16 protein-coding genes are annotated in these 26,934 nt (G+C 71.9%); 4 read left to right on the forward strand and 12 right to left on the reverse strand.

Annotated features, from left to right (window positions below; genetic code table 11):
* Positions 1–23 precede the first annotated feature (23 nt).
* Positions 24–566 carry an MOSC domain-containing protein gene (locus tag ACWDVB_RS12085; RefSeq protein ID WP_451514550.1) on the forward strand — a complete coding sequence of 181 codons (543 nt, stop codon included), beginning with the start codon at positions 24–26 and terminating at the stop codon, positions 564–566.
* A gap of 29 nt (positions 567–595) precedes the next feature.
* On the opposite strand, the gene ACWDVB_RS12090 is transcribed toward ACWDVB_RS12085, so the two are convergent.
* The 5 genes from ACWDVB_RS12090 to ACWDVB_RS12110 form a co-directional block, all read right to left on the reverse strand.
* Positions 596–1,543: an aminoglycoside phosphotransferase family protein gene (locus tag ACWDVB_RS12090; protein WP_451514551.1), complete on the reverse strand. Its 948-nt coding sequence runs from the start codon at positions 1,541–1,543 to the stop codon at positions 596–598.
* 104 nt (positions 1,544–1,647) lie between these two features.
* Entirely contained in the window at positions 1,648–2,046 is a 399-nt protein-coding gene (locus ACWDVB_RS12095; protein ID WP_451514626.1) for a hypothetical protein, read from the reverse strand.
* 279 nt (positions 2,047–2,325) lie between these two features.
* Positions 2,326–9,609, reverse strand: a complete 7,284-nt coding sequence (locus tag ACWDVB_RS12100; protein WP_451514552.1) for a MupA/Atu3671 family FMN-dependent luciferase-like monooxygenase — start codon at positions 9,607–9,609, stop codon at positions 2,326–2,328.
* On the reverse strand, positions 9,606–12,971 hold the full coding sequence (locus ACWDVB_RS12105) for a type I polyketide synthase (RefSeq protein WP_451514553.1): 3,366 nt from the start codon (positions 12,969–12,971) through the stop codon (positions 9,606–9,608). Before ACWDVB_RS12105 ends, ACWDVB_RS12100 begins: the two co-directional genes overlap by 4 nt.
* Positions 12,968–14,302 carry an MFS transporter gene (locus ACWDVB_RS12110; RefSeq protein ID WP_451514554.1) on the reverse strand — a complete coding sequence of 445 codons (1,335 nt, stop codon included), beginning with the start codon at positions 14,300–14,302 and terminating at the stop codon, positions 12,968–12,970. Before ACWDVB_RS12110 ends, ACWDVB_RS12105 begins: the two co-directional genes overlap by 4 nt.
* 242 nt (positions 14,303–14,544) lie before the next feature.
* Between ACWDVB_RS12110 and ACWDVB_RS12115 the strand changes: the two genes are divergently transcribed.
* The 3 genes from ACWDVB_RS12115 (at position 14,545) to ACWDVB_RS12125 (ending at position 17,254) form a co-directional block, all read left to right on the forward strand.
* Positions 14,545–14,793: a response regulator transcription factor gene (locus ACWDVB_RS12115; RefSeq protein WP_451514555.1), complete on the forward strand. Its 249-nt coding sequence runs from the start codon at positions 14,545–14,547 to the stop codon at positions 14,791–14,793.
* Positions 14,794–14,892: 99 nt separating this feature from the next.
* A complete protein-coding gene (locus ACWDVB_RS12120) occupies positions 14,893–16,668 on the forward strand; it encodes a stealth family protein (RefSeq protein ID WP_451514627.1) in 1,776 nt (591 codons plus the stop codon).
* Positions 16,669–16,702: 34 nt separating this feature from the next.
* Positions 16,703–17,254: a GNAT family N-acetyltransferase gene (locus tag ACWDVB_RS12125; RefSeq protein WP_451514556.1), complete on the forward strand. Its 552-nt coding sequence runs from the start codon at positions 16,703–16,705 to the stop codon at positions 17,252–17,254.
* Between the two features lie 40 nt (positions 17,255–17,294).
* Here ACWDVB_RS12125 and istB read toward each other — a convergent pair whose 3' ends face one another.
* The 7 genes from istB to ACWDVB_RS12160 all read right to left on the reverse strand — a co-directional run bounded on the left by istB (position 17,295) and on the right by ACWDVB_RS12160 (position 26,530).
* Positions 17,295–18,509: an IS21-like element helper ATPase IstB gene (gene istB / locus ACWDVB_RS12130; protein WP_451514628.1), complete on the reverse strand. Its 1,215-nt coding sequence runs from the start codon at positions 18,507–18,509 to the stop codon at positions 17,295–17,297.
* A gap of 239 nt (positions 18,510–18,748) precedes the next feature.
* A complete protein-coding gene (locus ACWDVB_RS12135) occupies positions 18,749–19,687 on the reverse strand; it encodes a sigma-70 family RNA polymerase sigma factor (RefSeq protein WP_451514557.1) in 939 nt (312 codons plus the stop codon).
* A gap of 10 nt (positions 19,688–19,697) precedes the next feature.
* Complete coding sequence (locus tag ACWDVB_RS12140; protein WP_451514558.1) at positions 19,698–20,912, reverse strand: NAD(P)/FAD-dependent oxidoreductase; 1,215 nt, start codon at positions 20,910–20,912, stop codon at positions 19,698–19,700.
* Between the two features lie 96 nt (positions 20,913–21,008).
* Positions 21,009–21,998 (reverse strand): hypothetical protein, encoded by a 990-nt coding sequence (locus ACWDVB_RS12145; RefSeq protein WP_451514559.1) that lies wholly within the window; start codon positions 21,996–21,998, stop codon positions 21,009–21,011.
* Between the two features lie 75 nt (positions 21,999–22,073).
* On the reverse strand, positions 22,074–23,804 hold the full coding sequence (locus ACWDVB_RS12150; protein WP_451514560.1) for a hypothetical protein: 1,731 nt from the start codon (positions 23,802–23,804) through the stop codon (positions 22,074–22,076).
* A 156-nt stretch (positions 23,805–23,960) separates the two neighbouring features.
* Complete coding sequence (locus ACWDVB_RS12155) at positions 23,961–25,187, reverse strand: cytochrome P450 (RefSeq protein ID WP_451514561.1); 1,227 nt, start codon at positions 25,185–25,187, stop codon at positions 23,961–23,963.
* Positions 25,188–25,351: 164 nt separating this feature from the next.
* Positions 25,352–26,530 carry a cytochrome P450 gene (locus tag ACWDVB_RS12160; RefSeq protein WP_451514562.1) on the reverse strand — a complete coding sequence of 393 codons (1,179 nt, stop codon included), beginning with the start codon at positions 26,528–26,530 and terminating at the stop codon, positions 25,352–25,354.
* Positions 26,531–26,934: the final 404 nt, after the last annotated feature.

The following is a 26,934-nucleotide window of genomic DNA, read 5'->3' on the forward strand; positions in this document are numbered from 1 at the left end:
TGGAGAGAAGAGGGCCACGCACGATGGGCGCGAGGGTCACGGCGGTCAGCAGCAACGCGACGTACTCGTTCAGCAAGCCGAACCGCGAGAGCGTCACACTGCTCGCCGGGCTCGGCGTCGAGGGAGACGTGCACGCCGGGGAGAAGGTCAAGCACCGCTTCCGTGTACGGCAGGACCCGGACCAGCCCAACCTGCGCCAGGTCCACCTCATCCACGAGGAGCTCTTCGACGAGCTGGCGGCGGACGGCTTCACCGTGGCGCCGGGCGAACTCGGCGAGAACATCACCACGCGCGGCGTCGACCTCCTCGCCCTGCCCACCGGCGCGCTGCTGCACATCGGCGGGTCCGCCGTCGTGGAGGTCACGGGGCTGCGCAACCCCTGCCGCCAGATCGACGACTTCCGGGCCGGACTGATGAAGAAGGTCGTCGGACGCGGCAAGGACGGCGCCGTCGCCCACAAGTCGGGCGTCATGAGCGTGGTCCGGCAGGGCGGTGAGATCCGCCCCGGCGACGCGGTCGAGGTCGTCCTCCCGGAGGGCCCGCACCGCCCCCTGAAGACTGTCTGAGGACTCCACCCGCTCACTGGAGCCCCGGCTCAGAGCCCCTGCCCGAACCACGTCTCGGCGAGCGCCTCCAGCGTCGGCTCGGGCGGATCGGGCAGTTCCCGCATGTACCAGGGCAGGTGGCTGTACACGTGGAGCAGCGTGTACGCGAGGAGTTGGCGTGGATCGTACGTCGTTCCGTACTCCTTCATGAAGCGCGGCAGGAGTCCCGGCTCGGCCCGGGTGACGAAGACTCCGACGCCCACGAAGTCGTACGCCGGGTCGCCGATCATCGCGGGCTCGAAGTCGAAGAGGCCGGTGAGCCGCCAGTGGTCGGCCCGGTCGACGACCAGGTGCTGGCGCATGAACTCGGTGTGCAGCAGGGAGCGCCCACCGCGGCCCCCACCGCGCCCGTCGGCGGGCAGCGGCACGGAGTCCAGGAAGTCGGGGATCTGCTCCAGCCAGCTCTCCGGCAGTGAGCGCTCGCGCTGGCGGTCCACCGCGCCGACACGCTGTCCGGCGAGGAAGGCGTCCCAGTCGCCGGGCCCGAGGACGTCGGTGAGCGGCTCGGGATCCAGCGCGTGCAGCGCCGCGAGGGCCTCCGCCGCCTCGGCGATGATCCGCTCCCGGTCGGCGCGCGGGATGTCCGGCCAGGCGGTGGCGAGGCCCTCGCCGGGCAGGCGGGACATCAGGACGTAGCGCCAGCCGTTCTCGTACGCGCCCACGTCGTGCATCTGCGGGGTGAGGACCGGCAGCCTGCCCTGGACGTGGGTCAGCACGCGGGCCTCAGTGGTGGCGTCCTCGGCGTCCACCGCGGGGAAGAGCTTCAGGACATGCCGGCCACCGACCGCGTAGACAGGAACGGAGCCCTCCGGGTAGCGCGTCAGGGGCTCGCCCGCCAGCCCCAGCCTCGCGCACAGGTCCTCGGCCCCGGGGCGCATGACCGCTTCATCAGGGATGACGCGGTCACATTCTTCGTCGGTGTTCACCTCGGGCAGCATGACCGGCACCGTAGTGTCCGGCGAAGCCCGCGGCGACCGGTTTTCGGCGGCGGTGGCGCGGGCGGCAACCTCAGGACCGCAGGACATCAAGGTCTTAAGAGACCTCAGAAGACGAACGGTCCCGGCGTCTGCGCCGACGTGGCGTTGCAGGTCACGGTGATGCCGAAGACGACGATCTTCAGGGTCTTCCCTTCGAGGCTGTCGCCCGCGGCGACGGTCCCGGTGAGCGGTCCGGTGGAGACGGGGCCGCCCGAGGGGATGGCGGGGTTGGAGTTGCCGGTGAAATCGGTGGTCCCGGCGCCGTTCTTGGTGAGGGTGAGGGTGGAGTTGACGGAGCCCGCGCCGAGGTCGATGGGGGCCGTGATCGCCGAGGTGGACACCTCGATGGTCGCGTCGGTGCCGTCCTGGGCGGCGGTGAGCGTCGCCGTTCCCGCGCCGTACGATCCGCAGTCGAACGAGACGGTGGCGGTCTGCGGCTCCACCGCCCCGGCCGCGGGTGCCATCGCGAGCGCGCCGACGGCGAGTGCGCCGGCGCACAGGACCGAGCCGATCCCTCTGCTGAATATGGACAGGGACAGGGATGGGAATAGGGACGGGGACGTGCCGTGTCGCATGGGGGGCCTGCCTTCGTTGGCCAGAGGGTGGGGGGACGATACCGGCCGCCCGGCGCCCGACTGACGGACAGTCAGGCAACCGGATCGTCGCCCATTGAGACACAGCCCACCAGAGGTCACAAGGCAGACCCCCATGATTCTTGACATGCCACGACCAAATTCGGCCGCTCAGCCCTCGCTCTCGCCCTCCCCCGCTTCCGCTTCCGCTTCCGCTTCCGCTTCCGCTTCCGCGACACCCTCGGCCAAGAGCTCGACGTACGCCGTGGTCCACCCCTCGGCCGTGGCCCGGTCCCACAGGTCGGTCGAGTACTCCAGGTAGCCGGAGAGGACGTCGCCCGTCGGGATCAGACCGAAGTTGAACTCGGAGCGCGCGCCGGGGACCGCGAGGTCCTCCACCGCCGTGGTCAGGCCCGGCAGTTCGATGTCCGTCTCCAGCGAGCTCTGGTACTGGAAGCCGAGCGGCAGCCGGTCGGGGACCTCGGTGCCCAGCGCTTCCCGCAGCTCCTCCGCCACCACCCGGATCGGCGTGGCGTGGTCGATGGCCTCGACCGCACTGCGCGCCACCTGGTCCACCAGCGCGCCGAACGAGTCGGCCTCGCCGCCGCGAATGCGCAGCGTGAAGGACGACACCGTGCAGGCCGCGAGCGCCTCGAACTCCCGCCGCTCGCGGTTGGCGAAGGAGATGGCGAGAACGACGTCCGGCTCGTCCGCCACCTTCGCGACCATGCGTGCCAGGGCCGCCGCCGTCACCACGAAGGGCGTCGTACGGTGCCGTCGCGCCACCGCCTCCACGCCCGCCCGCACGGACCGCTCCACCGTGAACAGCACCACGTCACCCGCCCCGCTCAGCTCCTTCGGGCGGGGCCGGTCCAGTGGCAGCGGCAGGGCGAAGGGGGCGCCCGCCAGCTGCCGGGCCCAGTAGTCGACCAGGCGGCTCTTGTCCTGGGTCCGGCCGCGCTCGCGCTGCCAGCGCGCGTACTCGCCGGGCTGCGGTACGCCGTCCGCCAGGCCGTGCGGCTCCCCGGTGGCCGCCGCCCGGTACAGCGCGGCCAGTTCGCGCAGCAGGATGCTGACCGACCAGCCGTCGCAGGCGGCGTGGTGCAGGACGAAGAGCAGCGCCCAGCGGTCGTGGTCGGTGCGCAACAGGCGGAACGCGGGGGCCAGTTCCGCCCGTATGTCGAACGGGGCCGCCGCCGTCTCCGCCGCCAGGCGCTCCGCCTCCGCCTCCGCCTCGCCCACCGAGCCGTGGCGCGCGAGCAGGTCCTCCTCCGGCAGCTCGACCGGCCGGGGGCGCAACGCCTCCTGCCGCCACTCCCCCGCGTCCTCGTCCTCCACGAGACGGGTGCGCAGACCTTCGTGGCGCGCGACCAGTTGGGTCAGCGCGGTGCGCAGGGCCGGTACGTCCAGCGCTCCCGTGAGGGTCAGGCGCATCGCCACGTTGTAGATCTGCGGGCGGGGGTGGGTCAGGTGCCGGGTGATGAAGGCGCTCTGCTGAGCGGTGACGGGAGCGGTGCCGATCACGTCGTCGCTCGGGCCTTCGCCCGCCGCCCCGCCCGAAAGGTACGCCGCCATCGCGCGCAGCGTGGGCTCCTCGTAGAAGCGGGCGACGGGGTACTCGACGCCGAACTCCTCCCGCACGCTGTTGGCGAGGCGGATGGCCGTGATGGAGTGGCCGCCCAGTTCGAAGAACGAGGCGTCGGGGCCGACCGCGCCCGCCTCGGTCTCGAACTCCTCGGCCCACAGCTGCCGCAGCCGCGCTTCGACGTCCTGCCGCCGGGCGGAACGCATGGGGGCGGCGGGTGAGGTCGTCGGGGGCGAGGTGGTCAGGGAGGGCGCGGGCAGCGCGGCGCGGTCCAGCTTGCCGTTCGCGGACAGCGGGAGCGCGGGCAGTACGGCCCAGGCGCGCGGCACCAGGTGGTCGGGCAGCCGTGCGGCCAGTTCCGCCGTGAGGCGGTCGGCCAGCTCCTGGGACCGTGCCGTCATCGCCACCGTCGCCCCCACCGGGACGACGTAGGCGACGAGCCGGGCGTCGCCCCGCCGGTCGCGGCGGGACAGGACGGCCGCTTCGGCGACCCCCGGCAGACCGTTGAGGGCCCGCGCGACCTCCTCGGGCTCGACGCGGAAGCCCCGTATCTTCACCTGGTCGTCGGAGCGGCCCCGGAACTCCAGGACACCCGCCTCGTCCCAGCGCACCAGGTCACCGGTGCGGTACATCGGCTCGGCGCCGCCAAGGGGATCGCGGACGAAGCGCTCGGCCGTCAGGTCGGGCCGGCCCAGATAGCCGGTGGCCACGCCGGGCCCGCCGACGTACAGCTCCCCCACCTCCCCGGCGGGCACCTCGCGGCCGCCTGCGTCGAGCACCCGCAGCGTGACGTTGTCCACGGGCCGGCCGATCGGGATCGGGGCCGGGGCCTCGGAGGTGCCGTGAGTACGGGAGGTGCCGCAGGGCTCCACCGTGTGGGCCGTGCAGAGCACCGTCGCCTCGGTGGGTCCGTACACGTTCACCGTCTCGTACGGAGCGCCGGGGCGCGGCCGGGTGCGCAGCACGTCGCCGCCGAGCAGCAGGTACCGCAGCGGCGGCTGCCGGTCGTCCGGCAGCGCGAGGACCGCCTCGCCGAGCGCGGTCGGCACGATGGAGAAGGTGATCCGGTGGTCCGCGTACCAGCGGGCCAGCGCGGCCGGGTCCTTGCGGACCGTCTCGTCGGCGACGACGACCGTGGCGCCCGCGGTCAGCGCGGGCCAGATCTCCAGCACGGCGGCGTCGAAGCCCTGGCCGCAGACGGCCGCGGCGCGGTCGTCCGCGGTGAACCCGAAGCGCTCGTGGTGCCACTGGCACAGGTCCACGACGGCCCGGTGCGGGATGGCCACGCCCTTGGGGGCGCCGGTGCTGCCGGAGGTGTAGATGGCGAGGCAGAGGGAGTCGGGGTCGGGGTCGGGGTCGTCCGCCGGGACCTCGGCGGAGGCGGGTGCCACGGCGTCGACGTCCACCACCGCGGTGCCCTCCGGCGGCGTCGGCCGCTCGTCCGCCCGCCCGTCACCGTTCACCACCAGGACCCGGGCGCCGCTCTCCGCGAGGATCGCCTCGGCGCGGGCCCGGCCCTGGCCGGGGTCCAACGGCACATAGCCACGGCCCGACTTGAGGGCGGCGAGCATGGCGACGATCAGGTCGATGCCGCGCGGCAGCCAGAGGGCGACCGGTGCTCCGCTCCCGGCCGACCCGCGCAGGACGGCCGCGAGCCGCTCGGCGCGCTCGTCCAACTCGCGGTACGTCAGCGTCTGTTCGCCGCCGACCACGGCGGTGCGGTCGGGCGCCACCTCGGCCCACCGCGACGCCAGGGAGTGCACGGTGGCGCGGGTCCGCTGCCGTACGGGCCCGCGCCGCCACGCGTCGGGCACCGCGCTTCCGCCGCCCACCGCCTCCGCGAGGACGTCACGGAACGTACCGAAGAGCGCGTCGACCGTCGCCTCGTCGAACAGGTCCGCGTTGTACTCCAGGTGGCAGCGGACGCCGTCCGGCTGGTCGGTGAAGTACACGCTGAGGTCGGTCAGCGCCTTGTCGGGGCCGGAGTCGAGCGGGGTCGCCCGCACCCCGGGCAGGTCGAAGCGGAAGGGGTCGCCGGTCTCGAACTCGGCGAGCGTCTGGAAGACGGGGGTCCGGTCGAGTGCCCGCGCGGGTGCCAGCTCCCGGACGACCGCCTCGAAGGGCACGTCGGCATGGTCGTACGCGTCCAGGGCGACCGCGCGCACCCGGTCGAGGAGCGTGCCGAAGTCCGGGTCCCCGGAGAGGTCGATCCGCAGCGCCAGGGTGTTCACGAAGAACCCGACGACGTCCTCGTACGGGGGCCTGCGGTCGGACATGGGGGTGCCGATGACGAGGTCGTCCTGGCCGGTGACGCGGCGCAGCGCGGCCGCGTATCCGGCGAGCAGTGTCATGAAGAGGGTGCTGCGCCGCTCACGGCTGTACTTCTTCACCCCTGCCGACAGTTCGGGGGTGAGCGTGCGGAACAGGGCTCGGCCGTTCGACGTCATCACGGCGGGCCTCGGCCGGTCGGTGGGCAGGTCGAGGACGGGCAGGTCGCCGTCGAGCGCCTTCTTCCAGTACGCGAGGTCCTCCGCCGCCTTCGTGTCGGCGAGGTCGGCGAGGGAGCCGAGCTGGCGGCGGGCGTGATCGGCGTACGTATGGGTGAGGTCGGGGAGGTCGGCGGCCGGGGCGCCCGTGAGCCGCGCGCGGTAGAGGGCGGAGACGTCGCGGGCGAGTACGGCGGCCGACGCCGCGTCCATCACGATGTGGTGCAGGGACAGGACCAGGACGTGCCGCTCGGCGCCCAGCCTGACGAGGCGGGTGACGAACAGGGGCCCCTCCGCCAGGTCGAAGCGGCGCTCGCTCTCCGCCTTGAGGGTGTCGGCGACCGCTCCGCCCCCGCCTGCCGTGCCGTCGACGACCGCGAAGTCCACCTCGCCCGGCGCCCGCGCGAACTGCCGCGCCTGGCCCGCCACTTCGCGGAAGACCGTACGCAGCTGCTCGTGCCGCGCGGTCAGCGCGCACAGGGAGGACCGCAGCGCGTCGACGTCGACCGGGCCTTCCAGCTCGATGGCCTTGACCTCGTTGTACGCGGTGCGGCCGGGGAGCATCCGCTCCAGGAACCAGATCCGCTGCTGGCCGGGCGACAGGGGCGCGCCGGGGTCGGGCGCCGGGGCCGGTGCGGGCGCGGCCTCCGTGCAGGAGCGGCGCAGCGCGTCGAGGTGGACGAGGCCCGCGTGCATCGCGGCCGGCTCCACACCGAAGTCGACCAGCGCGACGACCTCGTCGGCGCCCGCGCCACGCACCTCCTCCACGACCGGCCGCACGCTCTCGGGGCTGCCGATGAGGGCGCGCTGGTCGCAGTAGCGGTCGTAGGCGCGGCGGAATACGACGTCCAGGTCGTCCTCCGTCATCGCCGACAGGTCGACCTGCTGGCCCAGGCTGTTGGCGACGCCGCCGAACAGGGACAGGGACGCCCGCATGTACCGCGACAGCGGCTCGCGGGCCTCGGCGCGCGCCGCCGCGTGGTCCTCGGCGAGGTAGGTGTGCAGGAGCACGGCCACGTGCCCCGCGTCCGGGTCCAGGCCGTGCTCGGCGCGCGTACGGCGGTAGAGCGCGATGTTCTCCCGGAGCTGGTCGACGCCCTGCGTCATGAGGTTGGTGACGATGCCGAGGTCGTGGCGTGCGGCCAGCTCGTACGAGGCCGGGTTGCCGACGACGGCCGTGTACATGGGCGGGGCGTCCTGGACGGGGCGCGGGAACAGGCGCAGGTCGCTCTCCCCGTCGCCGGTGGTGCGGCGCACGGCGTCGCCGCGCCACAGCTTCCGCACCTCCGCGACCTGTTCGTACATCGTCTCCTTGTGGGAGCCGAAGCGTTCGGGGAAGAAGACGAAGTCGTTGGAGTGCCAGCCGCTGGCGCAGCCGATGCCGATCCGGCCTCCGGAGAGGTTGTCGACCATCGACCACTCCTCGGCCACGCGGATCGGGTCGTGCAGGGGGAGCACGACGGAGCCCGCGTTGATGCGGATGCGGTCGGTCTCGCGGGCGAGCGCGGCGGCGAGTACGACCGGGTTGGGGAAGAGGCCGCCGAAGGAGTGGAAGTGCCGCTCGGGGATCCACAGGGAGTGGAAGCCGTTGCGGTCGGCGAAACGGGCGGTCTCCAGGAGGTGGTCGTACTTGCCGTGCCCGGGGGCCGTCTTCTCGTCCTGCGGGTAGTCGCCGAAGAAGTAGACGCCGAAGTCGAGGGGGCGGGTGGGGGGTGGCGGGGCCTTCACCTCGGCTCGCGGGGCGGCGGCGGCCGCGGCGCCGTTCCAGGCCATGGCTTGAGGCTTGGGCTTCGCTGCTGTGGTGACTGGGGTCGCCTTCGCCTTCACCTTCGCCTTCGTCTTCGTACGGAAGAAGCCCGCGTCGCGCAGCTCCCGCAGCGAGCCCTTCACCGCGTCCACGATGAACTCGACGTCACCGTCGGAGTGTTCGGTGGAGAGGAAGAAGTTGCGCCACTCCCACACGTGGACGCCGCGCAGCATCAGATGGTGGTAGAGCAGCTCCATGTCCGCGCGGTGCTCGAACCGGAACATCGAGCCGAAGTGGCTCATGCTCAGGGCGAACTCCTCCGCCTCGAAGAAGGCGTTGAGCGTGCCCGCCAGCTCGTCGGTGCGGGCGTTCAGCCGCTCCTGGAGCCTCGGGCTGTGCTCCTTGAGGTGGGCGAGCACGGCGCGCGTGGCGACCATCGACACGGGGTGCTGGATGTACGTACCGCCGAAGAACGTCGTGTCGGCCGCCGGATAGCTGTCGTCCCCGTAGCTCCAGTGGCCGCCGTCGATGCCGTCCATGATGTCGGCCCGACCGGCGATGGCCCCGATGGGGAAGCCGCCGCCGAGCAGTTTGCCGTAGGTGGCGAGGTCGGGGGTGACGCCGTAGAGCTCCTGGGCGCCGCGCGGCGCGGGGCGGAAGCCGGTCAGCATCTCGTCGAAGAGCAGCACGATGCCGTGCCGCCGGGTGATCTCCCGCAGCCGCCGTACGAACGCGGCGGGCCGCAGCGAGGGGTGGCGGCTCTGCACCGGCTCGACGACGACCGCCGCGATGTCGCCCGCCTGCCGCTCGATGACGGCGAGGCTCTCCTCGCTGCCGTACGGCAGGACGAGCAGGTCGGCGACGGCGTTGTGCGGGACGCCCGCGGACATCGGGACGGTGGTGAGGCCCTCGCCGCCGGTGCGCGGGGAGCGGCCGAGGACGTTGTCGTTGTGGCCGTGGTAGGAGCCCTCGAAGGTGATGATGCGGGAGCGGCCGGTGGCGGCGCGGGCGAGGCGGATGGCGGCGGAGTTCGCCTCCGTACCGGAGTTGGCGAAGGCGACGCGCTCCATGCCGGTCAGCTCGGCGAGCAGTTCGGCGGCCTCCCCGGTCTCGACGTTGCGGGGGCCGAGCTGGATGCCGCGCGAGAGGTGCTCGCGTACCGCTTCGGAGACGAAGGCGGGCTCGTGGCCGAAGAGCAGCACGCCGAAGCCCATGGTGATGTCGACGTAGCGGTTGCCGTCGATGTCCTCCAGCCACGAGCCGTGCGCACGCCGGCCCGCGATGGGGTACAGCATCTCCTTCGTGCTGCTGCGGAACCCGACCGCCGCCCGGCTGTCGGCGAGCACCCGCCGGTAGCGCTGGGCGATCCGCTTCGACGTCGGCGTCTTGGTGGTGTAGCGGCGCACGAGGTCGTCGAGGTGGGCCCGCTGGGTGTCGGGCGAGCCGCCGCGGACCATGCCGGAGGCGCGGGGCACCTCCAGGCGGGGCCCGTGCTGGGCGGGCCGGGCCGCGGGCCGCTCCTCCTCGGGTGCCGCCGGGGCCCCCATCTGGCGGGCGATGCGCTGCGAGAGCTCGGCCATCGCGGCGAGGTCCTGGTCGACCGCCGCGGAGACGGAACTCCGGGCGCCGCCGCTCATCGGTCGGTCCGGGTGGTCTCGGTGGCCTGAGCCGTCTGGGCCGCCAGCAGTTGAGAGAGCTGGCCCATCAGTTGGAGCTGCATCTGGGAGAGCTGGTGGACCTGGCGTACGAGGTCCTCGACTTCGCGGCGAGTGGCGTACTCGACGGGGGCGGGGCCAGTGACCGGGGCGGGGGCGGCCACAGCGGGCGCAAGCGGCTCACGCACGGAGGGCGTCGGGACGACCGGCACCGGCATGGACGGCGCAGGCACCGGCGGCACAGGCGCGGCCGGGGCCGGGGCCGGGGCCGATGGCGCGCTCTGCGCGGCCACCGCCACCGTCGCACTCGACCCCGCACCCACACCCACACCCACACCCACACCCCCCATCTTCCGTACGATGATCAGTGCGAGCCCCTTCGCCGAGCCCGCCTCCTCGAAGAGCTCCCGCATCGACACCTTGACCCGGTGCTCCTCCTCCAACTCGCGCAGCACGCCGATCATTTGCAGCGAGTCCGCGCCGAGGTCGAAGAAGGACGCGTCCTCGGCTATCTCGCTCGTGTCGTAGCTGAGGTGCTTCGCGGTGACCTTGATGATGTGCTGGAGCACGCGCTCGACCGCTGCCCCTGCCTCGTCCTGTGCCACTTCGGCCCCATCCCTTGCCGGTTGTGCGGACCGGAGAAGATGGTTCTCCGTCCCTGTCCAGTAGTCCTTGTGCTGGAATCGGTAGCCGGGCAGGGGAATTCTGCGGCCCGCCCCGCCCATGAAAGTCCGCCAGTCGACCGGCGCCCCGCCCCGGTAGAGGCCGGCGGCCGCGTCCCAGAGCGGTCCGAGTCCGGCGCCGCGCCGCAGCGTCGGATACGCGGCCCGATCCGGCAGCTCGCGCCGCGCGAGCCCGCTGAGCGTGGTGTGCGGGCCCAGCTCAAGCAGCGTGCCCACGCCCGCGTGCGACGCGCCGATCTCTCGCAGGGCGTCGGCGAACCGCACCGGCTCACGTGCCTGTCGTACGAGGTAGTCGGCGTCCGGGAGCCAGCCGGGTGGCCGGGTGCGCCCGTCGAGGCCGCTCACGAACGGCACCTCGCACGGCCTGAACCCCACCTCGGCGCACAGCTCGCGCAGCCCGTCGAGCACGGGGTCCATCAGGGCGGTGTGGAACGCGTGCCGCACCGGCAGCTCCCGCGCCGGGATCCCGCGCCCGTCCAGCAGGGCCATGAGGGTCTCCACGGCCGCGACCGGGCCCGCGAGCACCTGGCTGCGGACGCCGTTGGTGACGGCGATCTCGATGCCGGGCACCTCGGCGGCCAGTTCCCCCGCCACGCGCTCTTCGACCGGCACCGCGACCATCGCGCCGGGCGCGCAGTGGCGGCGCATCAGCGTGCCGCGCCCGGCGGTCAGGCGGAGCCCGTCCTCCATGGAGAGCGCTCCGGCCGCGTACAGCGCCGCGTACTCCCCCACGCTGTGCCCCGCCACCACGTGCGGCGCGATCCCGGCCGCTTCCCACAGGCGCACGAGCGCGCACTGCAGGGCGAAGAGCGCGGGCTGCGCCACCTCGGTGGGCCAGACGGGCTCGGCCCCGGGTCCGGTTCCAGGACCGGGCCCCGCCCCGAGCAGCGGGGCCAGCAGGCTGTCGCCACCGGTGAGTGCGGCGTACTGGCGTTCACAGGCGTCCAGGACCTCTCGTACGACGGTGAAACGCCCGTGGAGGAGGCGTGCCGTGCCGCGGTGGAGGCTGCCCTGCCCCGTGAAGAGGAACCCGGTGTCGACCGCGTCCGTGCCGCTCGCACCCGGCCGCGGGTCCGCGAGCCAGGCGTCGAGGGCGCCGGTGAGCGCGGCGACGGTGTCGCCCCGTACCGCGAGGCGGTGCCTGCGGTGGGCGCGGCCGAGCGCCAGCGTCGTCACGAGGTCGGCGGGGTGCGTGCCGGGGTGCGCGCGCAGGTGGTCGCGGACGGCGAGGGCGTTGTCGGCGAGCGCGGCCTCGGTGTGGCCCGCGACGACCAGGATGCCCGGGGGCGGTGGGGTGTCGCCGACGGGGCGGGGCGCGGGCTCGGGGGCCTCTTCCAGGACGACGTGGACGTTGGTGCCGCCGACGCCGAACGAGCTGACGCAGGCCCGGCGCGGACCGTCGCCGCGCGGCCAGGGCCGTGCGGAGTCGGGGATGTAGAAGGGGCTGGCCGCGAGGTCGAGGGCGGGGTTGGGGCGGCGGAAGTTGGCCATCGGCGGGATGACGCCGTGCCGCAGCACGAGCAGCGCCTTGATCAGGCTCGCCAGCCCCGAGCACACGTCCAGGTGCCCGATGTTGGCCTTGACCGAGCCGAGCGCGCAGTAGCCGGTGCGGTCGGTGTCGGCGCGGAACGCGGCGGTGGCGCCCTCGAACTCGATCGGGTCGCCCTTGAACGTGCCGGTCCCGTGCGTCTCCAGGTAGCCGACGGTGCCCGCGTCGACGCCCGCCCGCTCCAGGGCGCGCCGGATGGCGCCCCGCTGGCCGTCGGCGCTGGGGGCGGTGAACGCCCGCTTGTCCGCGCCGTCGTTGTTGACGCCCCAGCCCCGGATGACGCCGTGGATGTGGTCGCCGTCGGCGACGGCCCGGTCGAGGCGCTTGAGTACGACGGCCGCCACGCCGGTGCCGCCGACGGTGCCGTCCGCGTCGGCGTCGAAGGGCCGCAGGGAACCGCTCTTGGAGAGAATGGAACCCTTGACGTACTGGTAGCCGAGGACCTGCGGCACATGGATGGCGGTGGCGCCCGCCACCGCGATGTCGCACTCGCCATAGGCCACGGACTGCGCGGCGAGGTACACGGCCGCCAGCGAACTGGAGCACGCCGTCTGGACGTTGACGGCCGGGCCGGTCAGACCCAGGCGGTAGGCGACGCGGTTGGCGGTGAAGTCGGTGAAGTTGCCGACGGTGATCTGGAGCCCGGCGACCCAGTCCGCGACGCCCTCCGGCAGGACGTTGTTCTGGAGGTAGGTCTGGAGGGAGTAGAGGTGGTAGCCGGTGCTGGCATAGACGCCTACCTCGCGGCCACCGCTACCGGCCCCATTGCCGCCCTGTCCGCCCGCGTACCCGGCGTTCTCCAGGGCGTGGTGCACGCACTCCAGGAACAGCCGGTGCTGGGGGTCGGTGATGCGGGCCTCGTGCGCGCTCATCCCGAAGAAGCCCGCGTCGAAACCGGCGATGCCCTCCAGTACGCCGCTCGCCCCGACGAAGTCGTCGGCGCGGTACTGCTCCTCGGGCACGCCCGCGGCGGCGAGTTCGGCCTCGGTGAAACGGCGGACGCGGTCGGCGCCGTCGTGGATGGTGCGCCAGTACTCCTCGGGGGTGTCCGCGCCGGGCAGCCGGAAGGACATCCCGACGACGGCGACGGCATCACGGGCGGCGGTGCTCATCGGGCCTCACTCTCGACGGACGGCACATCACGGTCCGCCGGGTCGGGTGCGGTGGGCGCGGTGGACGTGTCGGGCGCGGTGGGCGCGGGCGAGCCCCTGTCCCTTCGGCGGCCGTACCGCACCAGGACGACGAACATCCCGAGGCACAGCGCGATCGCAAGACCGTGCAGCAGACCCACCACCTGAAGCGGGCTGAACCGGTCGAGAAGCGCGCCGCTGACCAGCATCCCGAGGCCGAAGCCGGTGTTCTCGACGGAGGCCGACAGGCCGAAGAGCCGGCCGCGCTGCTCGTCCGGGGCCGCCTGGAGCCGGCTGACGTAGGCGATCTCGGTGAGCCCGTCCGCCATGCCCGCCACCAGGGCGGCCACGACGGCCACGCCCGTCGGCAGCCCGGCGAAGACCACGATGAACGCGGCCGACATCACACAGGCCCCGATCGCGAAGGCCCGCTCCCCCGGCCCCTGCCGCCCGCCACGCCCCGCCCAGCGCCCGCACACCTGCTGCATGACGATGTTGCCTATGGCCCACGTGGCCCAGAACTGGCTGACGAACGTGGCGGGATGGGACGGATCGAGGGCGCTGGAGTAGACGGGCAGGGCCACGTTGTGCGACGACGACCCGAGGCCGTCGGCGGCCCGGACCGCGATCATGACGGCGAGGACGGGAGCGGCACGCAACAACACCAACGCCCCGACACCACGCGTCCCACGCCCGGCCTTCTCGCCCGCGCCCGCTGCCCCTCCGGAGACCTCGCCGGATGCCTCCCCGGACGTCTGCTTCTTCGTACGGATCGGCAGCGCGAGCAGCACGCTCGCCGACACCGCGAAGGAGGCGGCGTCGAGGGAGATGGCGGCGACGTACCCGAGCTCCGCGACGATGACACCCGCCGAGGCGAACCCGGCGATCATCGCCAGCGAACGCCCGGTCGCGAGCAGCGAGTTGGCACGGACCCGCAGCTCACCGCCGACGATCTCCGGGATGCTGCTGCGCAGGGCGACGCCCGAGAGGGTCGAGCAGAACCCGGTGACGACGGCGAGGACGTACAGAAGCCCGGCCCGTCCGCCCGCAGGAGCGATCAGCAGCGCTACCATGGCGAGGCACTGTGTGAGATCGGCGCCGACCATCAACCTCTTGCGGTCGTACGCCGAGACCAGCCGTCCGCTCACAAAGCCGGATATGACGCTGGTCAGCAACCGCACGGCCATGAAGAGCCCGGCGGCCAGGGCGCTGTCGGTCACCTCGTAGATGAAGACGTTCAGGGCGACCATGTTCAGGTAGCTGCCGTACGCCGAGACGCCGTTACCCACGACGAGCAGGCGAAAGTGCCTCACGTTCCCCCCGGTCCGCCTCTGTGCTGATCTGTGCTGATCTGTGTTGATCTGTGCTGTCACTCACCGGCCATGCACGGCTGTGCTCAGCCGAGACGGCTTCACACTCACGCGCTCCGAAGCGCGCCTAAAGTCACCCGAGTTGGTGACTTGACAACGCCATGCGCTTTCTGTTTCCGCATGGCCATGGTTAGATCAAGTCGGCTCACAGCCTCGTAAAGTCGCCAGTCCCTCCCGGAGGGAACATGCCAGCAACCAGCCGCCCGCAGACCCCACCGGCGTTGTCCCACAGAGAACGTCAAGTGCTGGCGCACATCGCGGAGGGCCTCTCCCACAAGCAGGTGGCGAGGCGGTTGGGCATCAGCGTGCACACGGTGAGCACGTACCTGCGCCGTATCCGCACCAAGCGCACGGCGCCGACGGTGGCCCATCTGATCCACCTGAGCCTCGCGGAGAACGCGGCCCCCACGCCGGGCCCCCGGCCGGTGGCCTGAGACAGCTCGGGACCTTCAGGCCAGGCGGTCCAGGAAAAGACTTCTTGCTTGACTAAATGTCAGTACCACCTTCATAGTTTCTTCACTTTGAACACGAAGATGTCACGCACCAAGAGACTCACCGAACGTCTGCTGCCCGCCCGTGTCCGCGAAGAACGGGCCCGACAGAGCGAGGAACTGGCCCGAGAGAACAAGGCGGCACAGGCCGCGGCAGCGGAACAGAAGCGGCAGGAGAAGATCGCGGCCCGACGGCTCGCCCTTCTTCAGTCGGACCCGGACGTCCGAGAAGTCCGCTTCGAGGGACGTACGTACTACGGGCGCACCGTCGACCACTTCACGGCCGCCGGCGCCTCCGCCCGCAACCTCGGCCTGGTGGCCGACGCCCTGGAGCGCGCGGGCGTCGACTACTTCCTGGCCCCGGGCCGCTCGCACACCCGCCATGTCGTCGCCATCCGCTTCGCCGACCGCAAGAGGCTGCTGGACGAGCTGCGCGCGATGTACGGGGCCACCGCGCTGTACGCCATGAAACCAGGCACCGTCCCGCTGCCTTCCGACGCGGTGCTGTACGCGGACGGCTCCCTCCCCACCGCGCTGAAGCGCCAGGACGTCATCCGCTTCGGGGAGATCCTGCTCGGCCCGTCCGGCCGGATACTCGCCGACCTGTCCTACGGGTGCGACGTCGAGTTCTGGCGCGACGGAGGCCGCCTGCTCGACGACGAGCGGGAGACCGAGCGCGTCGACGCCCTGCGTACGCAGGCACCGCCCGCCGTGCTCACCGACGCTCTCGTCGCCCCCCGCCCCAACGCCGTGACGGACACACTCCCGCTCCAGGCCCGTGTCCCCTCCCGCCGCACCGTCGGGAGCCGCGACTACCCGACCTACGAGGCGTTCTCCCTCCCCCGCATCGACGCCGTCGACTTCCCCATCGACCTCGTCTACACATGGGTGGACGGCGCGGACCCCGAACTGCGGGCCCGCCGCGAGTCCTGCCGCGACGACTCGCACACGGCCCGCATCCACGCACGCGAGACCGGAGCCTCCCGCTACACCAGCCGCGACGAGCTGAAGTACTCCTTGCGTTCGGTCGAGATGTACGCGCCGTTCGTACGGAACGTCTACCTCGTGACCGACGGGCAGACCCCCGCCTGGCTGAACACGAGCGCCCCGGGCATCCAGGTCGTGGACCACAAGGACATCTTCACCGACCCCTCGGCGCTTCCCGTCTTCAACTCCCACGCCATCGAGACCCAGCTGCACCACATACCCGGGCTTTCGGAGCACTACCTCTACCTCAACGACGACTTCTTCTTCGCCGGACCGGTCACCGCCGGGCACTTCTTCCACGGCAACGGCATCGCCAAGCTGCCCTTCTCCTCCTTCCAGCTCGGCCTGGGCGAACCGCACCCCGACGAGCCGGCGCCCAACTCGGCAGGCAAGAACGCGCGGAGGCTCTTCCTGGACACCCGCGGCCGTCTCGCGGTGAGCAAGTTCAAGCACGCCCCGCAGCCCCAGCTCCGTTCCGTGCTGGCCGAGTTGGAGCGGTTGTTCGCGGAGGACGTGACGCGCACGAGCCGCTCCCGTTTCCGCTCCGTCGCGGACATCGCGATGACGACCGCCCTGCACCACCACCACGCGTACCTCACCGGCCGGGCCGTGCCCGGCAAGTACAGGCAGCGTTACGTGGACATCGGGAAGGCGGGCACGCGGGAAGCTCTCGCGGAGTTCGGTCCCGGGCACAAGTACGACTTCCTCTGCCTGAACGACGTCGACACCCCGGCGGCCGACCAGGAACGGGTCGCGGCCGAACTCCAGACGTTCTTCGACTCCTTCTTTCCCTTCGCCAGCCGGTGGGAACGTGCCGGGCCGGAGAGTTGAGTCTCCCGCGGGTGGAGAGCCGATAGTGAACGGCATGGATGAATCCGAAGCCGTCACCGCCCTTCCCCTCACCCTGCGCCCCTGGTGCGAGGACGACGTCAGCGCGCTCGTCGAGGCGCACCGCGGCGCCCCGGCAGAGGTCCCGTCGGCGGCCACCGCCGTGGAGAACGAGAGCGACGGCCTGCGGTGGATCCACGAGCAGCAGCAGGCATGGGCCATCGGCACCCGCTACGCCTTCGCCGTGCTCGGAACGCGGCCCGGCGGCGGCGAGGGCCCCCTGTTGGGCCATGTGGTCCTCAAGGACGCCGTGCCCGGCAGGACGTCGGCCGAGGTGGGCTACTGGACGGCGGTCCACGCCCGCGGCCGAGGCATCGCGTCCCGCGCCCTGGAGTCCTTGACCACCTGGTCCTTCGCCACCTTCGGCCCGGCGGGCCTGACCCGCCTGGAACTCCTCCACCAGGTGACCAACCCCGCCTCGTGCCGCGTCGCCGAGAAGACGCGCTACGCGTTCACGGAAACCCTCCCGCCGTGGCCGCCCCTGTACCCGGCCGACGGCCACCGGCACGTGCGCCGCGCCGGCGACTGAGCAGCCCGGATCGGCCTCCCGCCCGGCTTCCCGCAGGCCCTCAGAAGACCGGTCCGGATCCCTGCCGGGCCGCGACCGGCGCGCCCTCCAGGCGGCGCGTGCGGTAGCTGTCGGCGTCGAGGGTGATGACCTCCGCGTGGTGGGCCAGGCGGTCCACCGTCGCGGAGGCCGTGGCGCTGTCGCCGAACACCTCGTCCCAGCGGCTCAGCGGCCGGTTGCCGGTGACGATCAGCGAGGCCCGCTCGTAGCGGTGCGAGACGAGCTGGAAGAGGAGGTGGGCGACCTCTGAGTCGAAGGGCACGTAGCCGACCTCGTCCACGACGAGCACCGGGTACGCGTCGAGGCGGGCCAGCTCCTTGCGCAGCCGCCCCGCGGCCTTGGCGTCCGCGAGCCGGGTTCCCCACTCGGCGGCGGTCGCGAACAGCACCTGGTGGCCGGCCTGACAGGCCCGTACGCCGAGAGCGACCGCCAGATGCGTCTTGCCGGTGCCGGGGCCGCCGAGCAACACCACGTTCGCCTTGCGGGTGACGAAGTCGACCTTCCCCAGCCGGGTGATCACATGCGGCTCGGGCGCCCGCAGATGCCCCTCGTCGAACATCTCAAGGACCTTCCTGGCCGGGAACCCGGCGGCCTCGATACGCTCCTCGGCCTCGCCTCCCGGCTCCACCGCGTCGATGCGCTCCTCGGCCGCCCTGCCGTCCCGCTGGGCGGGAATGACCATGGCGGGCTGCGGGTCCTCCTTCACGGTGCGCGCTCGGACCTCGTGCGCCGCCATGGGCCCGGACATGTAGGCGAGGATGGCCGCGGAGGCGATGAACGCCATGTGGATGACCGTCCCCCACAGCAGGTCGTGCCGGGGCGTGTGGTGGACGTCGACGAACATCTGGAGCAGATGCACCGACGAGATCCCCACGATGGCGGTGGCCAGCTTGACCTTCAGCACGTTGGAATTGACGTGCGACAGCCACTCGGGCTGGTCCCGGTGGCCCTGCAGACCGATCCGCGAGACGAACGTCTCGTACCCCCCGACGATCACCATGATCAGCAGATTGGCGATCATCACCACGTCGACGAGCTTCAGGACGGCGAGCATGACGTGCGTCTCGTCCGCGTGCCCGCTGATGACGTGGTGGACGAGGTGCCACAACTCGTTGAAGAACTTGTAGACGTACACGCCCTGCGCGGCCACCAGCCCGAAATACAGGGGTGCTTGGAGCCAACGGGTCGCGAAGAGGGCACACCCCAGGGTTGTCATGTTCGGCGGGGACGAGGCGGAGCGGGACACGAGACCTCCAATGGCCGTGAGGTTCGTCATTCTTGTGGGCCGCCGCCGACAATCTGAATTCGAGCCACTCGTTGGGGTTAATAGAAATCCAGTCGGACAGGTCTTCCCACTCGATCGCCACACCCCACGCCCCAACGTTGACCGGCAAGGTTGACCGGCAAGGGGGCCGCCGGTGATCGGACGGCACTCCATGAAAAGGAGCGCCCCGCTCACCACTGGCCGATGGCCGGGGCGTCGGGTCCGTGCTGCCGCCACTCCCCGGTGAGGCGGGAGAGCCGTTCCGCGGCGGCGAAGCCGTGCAGCGCCGCCACCTTGCCGTCGCTGATCTCGAACGCCACGGCGCCCATGATCCGGTCCTCCAGCACGGCGAGCACGGCGGGCCAGCCGTTGACCTGCCCGATGTGGAAGGCGGGCGAGCCGCCGGCCAGGCGCCGCTTCGCGGGAGTGGGTTTGAAGGCGGTCCGCATCATGGCGGCGACGCGCTCGGGCGTCTCGTAGCGCCACAGCGTCCTGGCGAGCCCCGCGCCGTCGGAGACCGCGGTCGCGTCGTCGGTGAGGAGCGCCACCAGACGTTCCGTACGACCCGAGGACGCGGCGGCGAGGAACTCCTCCAGGACCTTGCGCGCGGACGCCGGGTCGACCTCACCGCCGCCGCGGCGCGCGGCCGCGACCCGGTGCCGGGCCCGGTGCACGTGCTGCTGGCTCGCGGACTCCGAGATGTCGAGGATCCCGGCGATCTCGGAGTGGGGATAGGAGAACACCTCGCGCAGGACGTAGACGGCCCGTTCGACCGGTGAGAGCCGCTCCATCAGGGTCAGGACGGCGAGCGACACCGATTCGCGCTGCTCGAAGGTGTCGGCCGGGCCGAGCATCGGGTCGCCGTCGAGAAGCGGCTCGGGCATCCAGACGCCGGACGCGCGTTCGCGGCGTACCGGTGCCGAGCGGAGCCGGTCCAGGCACAGGTTGGTGACGACCTTGGTCAGCCACGCCTCCGGCACCTCGATCCGCTCCCGGTCGGCGGCGTGCCAGCGCAGGTACGCGTCCTGCACGGCGTCCTCGGCGTCGGCTGCCGAGCCGAGCAGACGGTACGCGAGCGAGGCCAGCCGTGCCCGGCCGGCCTCGAAGCGATCAGCGGCGGTGCTCTCCATGCGGACGACCTTAAGCGGCGGCCTTGTCGGGCACGGTGGCAGTCGCCCTGGCGCCGACGGCCCTCGTGGCAGTGGCCAGGTGGCGCCTGCGCCTCGGCATGCCGAAGGTCGGGTGCGAGACGCTCCACAGGCTGATCCTGAGGATGCCCGCCTTGAGCCGCATGGCCTTCCGGCCGCCCAGGAACCAGGACTTGGCCCGTACGTCGCCGTCGACCATCTGGAAGATCGCGTCGTGACGCCCGAGGCTGATGTGGTTGCCGACGTAGTTCTTCTTGACGCTCGGGACCCGGCGTCCGGTCAGCCGTCCCACGATCGCGTCCGTCGCCTGCATGTTGGTAAGCCCTGCCGAGGCACAGGACATCGGCAGCGGCCGGCCGTTCACGCCGATCGCGTACGCGCTGTCGCCGGCGGCGTAGACGTCCGGGTGCGAGGCCGAGCGCATGGTGTCGTCGACGACGATCCGGCCGCCCTCGGTGACCGCGAGACCGGCGGCGGCCGCGATGGGGTCGACGGCGAACCCGGCGGTCCACACGGTCACGTCGGCCGGGAAGGAGGTGCCGTCGGCGCCGACCGCGTACGTGGCCCCGACCGCTTCGATGCCGGTGTGCTCGTGGACGGTGATGCCCAGCCGGTCGAAGGCCCCGCGCAGGTGGAGCCGTGCCCCCGGGGAGAGCCAGGCTCCCAGCTCGCCACGGGCGGCGAGGGCCACGGAGAGACCGGGACGCGCCTCGGCGATCTCGGTGGCGGTCTCGATGCCGGTCAGGCCCTCGCCGACGACCAGTACGGTGCCGGCTCCGCCCAGAGCGTCCAGGCGCGCGCGCAGCCGCAGCGCCGACGGCCGTCCCGCGACGTCGAAGGCGTGCTCGGCCACACCGGGGACACCGTGGTCGGCGGCCCGGCTGCCGAGCGTGTACAGCAGCGTGTCGTAGCCGAGTTCGCCGTCACCGTCCTCGCCGGTCACGGCGACGGTCCTGCGCTCGGGGTCGATCGCGGTGACCCGCGCCACGCGCAGCCGTACCCCGGTGCCCGCGAACACGTCGGCGAGCCGCCGGGTCGCGAGTTCCCGGCCCGCCGCGAGCTGGTGCATGCGCATCCGCTCGACGAAGACCGGCTCGGCGTTGACGACGGTGATCTCGGTGTCGGCGGGCGAGAGGCGGCGGGCCAGGCTCCCGGCGGCGAAGGCCCCGGCGTAACCGGCACCGAGGACGAGGATGCGGTGCTTCATGGTGGGGCTCCTGTCTGAATCGCTTGCCCCTTGAGCGGGACAGCGCGGCGATTCCTGACAGCGGCCGGGTGTGAGCCGGGTCACCGAGGCGCCACCTCAGAGAACCGGGGTGTTGTACTGCTCGCTCAAGGGGACGGTGACGCGGTACTCCGCGCTGTCGTCGGCGAGAGCTCGGATTTCCGCGGGGACCGGGAAGACGGCGGTACGGGACTGTGGGATCAAGACCGTGCCGATCGTGCGCACGAGCACCGCTGTCTCGCCTCCCGGCCGGGTTCGGTAGAGCCCCACCGGCACCCGGCTGCCCGGCTCGAAGCCGAAGACGAGCAGCCGCCGGGTGTCGCTGTCCAGCCACCCGCGGTCGGGCACCGACGGGAGTTCGATCGCTTGGTCACGGGTCGCCGATGCCCCGCCCGATCGTGCGCTGACGGTCAGCTCTCCGGCGTCGGCCAGCCGCTCCCGGGCCGCGCCGGGAGGGACGAAGGACCACATCTCGCTCTGCTGGACGCCCTTTCCCACGTCGTACAGCCGGAGTCGGCCGCCTCGGAAGAGGGTGCTGGACGGCTCAAGGCGCTGGAAGGTGACGCTTCCCTCGGCGGGCACCGCGGTCGTGGCGTACGCGTGGCCGTTCACGGAGACCGTGATGTCGACGTCGCCAGGGCCGCCACGAGAGAAGCCGGCGAGGCAGAGCGAGACATGCTGCGGGATGCCTGGGCTCTTGGGGCCGTCGATGCTGCTGCTCACCCAGGCCGCGGGGCTGTCGGCCCGGTGGTCGGGCAGTTCCTCGATGTCTTCGGCGCAATCCGCTGTCGCTCCGTTTCCCGCGGCCAGCAGGTCGATCTGCCGCGAGAGCAGCAGATCGGTGCCGGACGAGGACGAGCCGCTCCGACCAGGGCCCGCGGTCTTGGGACGCGCGGTGCCGCCGGGCTGGGCCGTGGAGGCCGACCGGGAGTGCTCCTTGCCCGGTGAGGACGCGGTTGTTCTGGGCCCCGACGCGTCCTTGCCGGTGCCGTTCTGCGAGGTGCATCCGGCTGTGATCGCGCAGAGCAGAGCCGCGGGCACGACCACCGCCGCGGTCGCTCCGGTCATGGCCACTCTCATCGCTGCCCCCCGTCTTCTTTGGGCTGTAGGTGTTACTGGTTACTGATGGATCTTCCGAAGGGCTCAGGCGCACCCCTTGCGAGCGGCGGACACCTCTTGTTCGAAAGCGAGTCGGTACTTGTCGGGCAGCTCGGGGTCCGCCTGCTCGGCGCGTACGGCTTCGCGGAGCTGGCGCAGCGAGTCCTTCTGAGCCGCCCGTGCCGCCGCCATATCGCAGCGGGCCAGCTCCCAGGAGGCCAACAGCCCTTTCCACACGCCGCGTTGGAGGAAGCGGGGCTGAAGAGCGAGGGCCTCCTCGATGAGATCGGACGCCTGCTCCAGATCGCCCTGCCCCGCCGCGTGTACGGCGGCGATGGATGTGGCCAGCGACCGCAGCTCCCTGACCGGCCCTTCCCCTTCGGTCGCGCGTACGGACGCCACGAGCCGCTCGACCGTGCCGTCGTCGGTGAGGAGCCCTGCCGTGACGCGGCACTGCTCCAGCTGTGCCAGGTTGACCTTGGCCTTCAGCCGGCCGAGATCGGTGAACGCCTCGTTGCCGGCCAGGCGGCGCAGCGTGCCCGAGGCCCGCGCGAGCGCCGTCGCCCGGACGGTGCCGGGGCGGCAGCTCGGTTTGCTGCCCAGTGCCAGCCGGTAGCCGTTGCCCGCCAGACTCAGCTCCGCCCGCAGGCCGACCGGGGAGCCGGAGGAGACGGCCCGGTAGTCGGCCCGGGCGGCCTTCAGAAGTCTCTGCCGGGCAGGGCCCGATGCGGCGGCTGCCCGTTGCTCCAGTGCGTGGCCACGGAAGAGCCGGACGATGTCGGAGGTGACGAACCCGTTGTCGGGCGCGCCCGGGTCGCCCCGCTGCTTCTTCTGGCTCGGTCGGTCGTTCCCGGTGTTCCCGGTGTTCCCGGTGTTCCCGGCGTTCCCGGCGTTCCCAGGAAGCAGCTCTCCCAAGATCTGACTTGAGTCCGTGGCTCTGCCCGTGCGCCAGGCGTCCAGGGCGTCGATGAACGCGGCCAGGTGCTGTGAACGTCGTACGAGTTCGGTGACGACCTGCTCGCGGCTGCGCGCCGACTGCCACCCCTGTTCCATGGTGATCGGCTCGCTGAGATACCAGCCGACGAGTTCCGGCGCGTCAGGGACCTGGTCGGCCCGTACGTACACGGCGGGCCGGACGTCGGTCTGCCCGCCGGGCGCCGCGGCGACGGTGCCGCCGACGAGGATCTCCGCGCCTGTCCGGTCGACGAACTGCCGGGTCTGCTCGTCGAGGTCGTCATGGCCGGGGTGCCTCAGCGTGTCCAGGGGCAGTGTGGTCTCGGTCGCGTAGCTGCGTACCCCGGCGGTGTCGGGCAGCGCCTTCCGGAGCGAGGTGGCGAAGGCGCGGGACACGTCGTCGAGCACCTGTTCGCCCTCGGCGTCGGCCGGCCCGGTGAAGCCGACGACCGCCACATCGCGGGCGCCCTTCATGCGGGCGAGCGGCGCTTCCGGTTCACGGAACACGTACAGCACGACCACCCCGGCGACGAAGATCCCGCACGACAGCAGGCCGAAGAGCACCCTCGTACGGCGTGAGCTGTCCGGGAAGCTCTCCTGAAGAGTCATCCGAACCGTCAGAGCGAGAGCCAGCACCAACCCCACGAGCACGAAGACCGTCGATACGCTCCCCAGCCGCGTGCCTATCTCGTCCACCGCCAGCAGCGCGGACGGCAGCGCGGCGGTGAGCACCGCCACCACCGCCCAGATCCACCGTGACGCACCGCTTTCGGACGGGCCGGCGGCGGCCGGCGCGTCGGAGGACTGTGGCTGGTCGGGCATGCGGCTCCTCATGCCCGTACGGCTGGGGCACGGTTCTACCAACTGGCGATACGACCGTGATACACCCAAGCCGACCGGAACCGCAGCTGAAGCCGGAGCTCGGCTGTCACGTGGCCACGCGGCCACTCGGCTGTCACGTGGCCACGCGGCCACCGGTCATACGTGGGTGAGGCGGCCCCGGAAGTGCCGCGGTACCGGGGCGAAGCGGCAGGCCATGGTGACGGTGTCGATGTCCGGGACGGTGAGGCGGTAGCGGGTGCACATCAGGTAGCACAGCGCCATCAGTTGGGTGGTGCCGATGTCTGCGCCGATGCACTTCTTCGGTGCCCAGCCGAACGGCACGTAGCACGTCCGGTCGGCCGGCCCGTGTGCTGCGCCCGGCAGAAAACGGTCGGGATCGAAGATGTCGGCCCGCTGCCAGAACCGGGGATCGCGGTGGATCATGTGTGGGCTGACGAGGTAACTCTGTCCCTTTTCCAGCCGGGTGGCACCGAGGTCCAGCGACACCTGTGCCTGCCGCACGAGCAGGAGCGGCGGGCTCCACATGCGCAGTACCTCCTTGACGAACCGGTGGGTGACCGGCGCCGCCTTGACCGGTGCGGCGCAGAACTCCACCACGTCCAGGTTCCGCAGTTCCCGGGCGAGCCGCTCGGTCCACCGGGGGTTGCGGGCAAGTTCGTACAGCACGCTCGCGGCCGCGGAGCCGGGCGGGCCGCCGATCGCGGTGAGCACGGTGGTGACGACGTCGAGGGCGCGGTCCATGCCGAGTTCGGGGAGCAGGTCGACGATCGGGTCGGTGAGGTCCGGTTCACGGGCGCGGCGGCCGGAGGCGCGGTCGCGCAGCACCCTTCGTACGACCAGACCGGCCCGGATCTGAACCGCGGCGAACCGCGCGTGATGGCGCAGCCCGCGGCCGGGGTGTCGGTCGATCAGGCGCAGCAGTTTCTGCCGCAAGTCCTCACCGATATGGGCCGCTTCGCGCGCGGTGAGGCCCGACAGCGCGACCGGCAGGACGGACTGCACGGCGATGTCCTGGGCGAGCAGGACGAGGTCGATGTCGTCACCGAGCCGGGCATCGGCGGTCCGTTCCATCCGGGTGATCATTTCGGCGGTGCGCTCGCCGGTGGCGAGCGTGTGCAGTTGGGTGAGCCAGACGGCGCGTACGCGGGCCCAGGGAACCGGCGTGCTCCGGCGGCGCCGAACCATGTCGACGAGTCGGTCGGTCATGACCAGGCCGTTCCAGTTCGCACGGCTCACCAGACGTGCGGCGGCCGGTTCGAAGACGGCGAGCTGACCGTCGCTCAGCCAGAAGACGCCGCCCTCGGCGGCGCTGCGCAGCCGCAGATCGTGCAGGAAGTCGTCGCCGTGGTGCGGTGTGGTCATGGCACTGCCTCTCACGGCCGGTGCGGGCAGCCGCCGGTCGGCCGCCACCCACACCGATTCCGGTCAGATGTGGTGGTAGACGTACCAGAAGTGGTGGTGCCCGCCGTAGCCGAACCGGATGTTGAGGACCGATTTGGCTGTGCGCATGAGCTTCCTCATGTCATTCACCTCCTCTCTCGGGCGACGGCCCGGTGAAGCAGCTCCGCCGTGAAACGCGGCGGAGCCAGCGCGGGACCCCACTGGGGCCCTGGGCCGCTCGCGGTGATCGACAGACGCCAGTCGCGGGTGACGACGCGGACCAGGTCCTCCAGGAGCGTCATCGTCACGGTGGCCCCTGCGCAGGTGTGCGGGCCGAATCCGAACGGCATGAACGCCGGATCGTGCGGCGGGGTCTCCCAGCGGCGCGGTACGAACTCGTCCGGTCGCTCCCAGTGCTGAGGGTGGCGGTGCACGAGGTACAGGCACACGTCCACCTCGTCGTGCGGGCCGACCGGAACATGGCCCAGTTCATGTGCGCGGCTCGGCGTACGGGCGAACAGCCAGGCCACCGGCCACAGTCGCAGCGCCTCCCGGACGATCCACGCCGGCTCGTCGCCGATGGTGGCCGGGTGCGTACCGGCGAGATGGACCGACCAGCCGAGAGCGAAGCCGATCGAGCCGACCGTGGCGAACAAGAACGACAAATACACCTCGGCCACCTGGCCGGGATCCGCCGCCAGCCCGGCCCCGATCACGGCGACGTCCAACAGGTCGCGTGGCTCTGTGAGTCCGGTTCCGCGGCGCGCCCCGACCTCCCGGATCAGCAGGCCCATCACCCTGCGGCGGAACCGGAGCCGGGACAGGGGCGCGTGCCGCTCTCGTGCGCCGGCCAGAACCGCGCGGGCGATGATGCCGTCGACCGCTCCGTGGAGTTCCGCGGAAGCGTCCGGGCACAGAAGTACGTCTCGCAGATGCTCGTGGATCAGCAGATTGCCCGCGTCCGGCCACGTACTGACGGGCGCGAGCCGCGCGCCGACCAGGCGGGGCAGGTCCGAGCGGCGTGCGTCGAGGTGGCGGCGTACCAGGTCGCGCGCCGCACGTCCGATGGCGACTTGCGCCGCTCTGGGACCGAAGACCCCAGTCCGGGTATGGAAGAAGTCGGAGGTCTCCGTAAAGGTGCCCCGCCGGTTGCCCAGTACCTCGCGGGCCGCCTGCGGACCTGCCACGCAGAGGCGACCCGACGCCGAGCGCCACACGTCCCGGGTCCCCGCGAACTCCGCCGCGAGAAACCCCAGCGGATCGCGCCGGTAGGAGGCCGCGCCACGGTGCCGCGGAGCCGCTCCGCCGTCGGCCGACCTGGCCATGGCATCCCCCTCGACCGAGCAGGCGGCCAACACCGCAGACACGGTCGGCCGAGCCCGGCCGCCAGGTCATAGGACCTTTCGATGACGACGCGGGACTGCTCAAGGGACAGCATCCTCCGCGGGGGGCGGCCTGGGAAGTCGTCTGCGACGTGGTCCTTGCCCGGCCGGAATGGCCGACGAGCCGGGCTGTACGCCGTAAACGCGGGCCTGACACGGGGCTGTCGGCAACCGCGGGTTTCCGTTCGGCACACGGCATCAGGGCGACATCCGGCAAGCTGGCCGGTGCCGTGATGCCGTACAGCTCCTCGAAGAAAGCGGGAGCATTCTCCTGGTCGACCTCCCGGACCAGATAACCGTAGATGTCCACCGTCTCGGCGATCCGGGCGTGCCTCATCCGGGCCTGC

This window comes from Streptomyces sp. NPDC003379 (genome assembly GCF_053589195.1).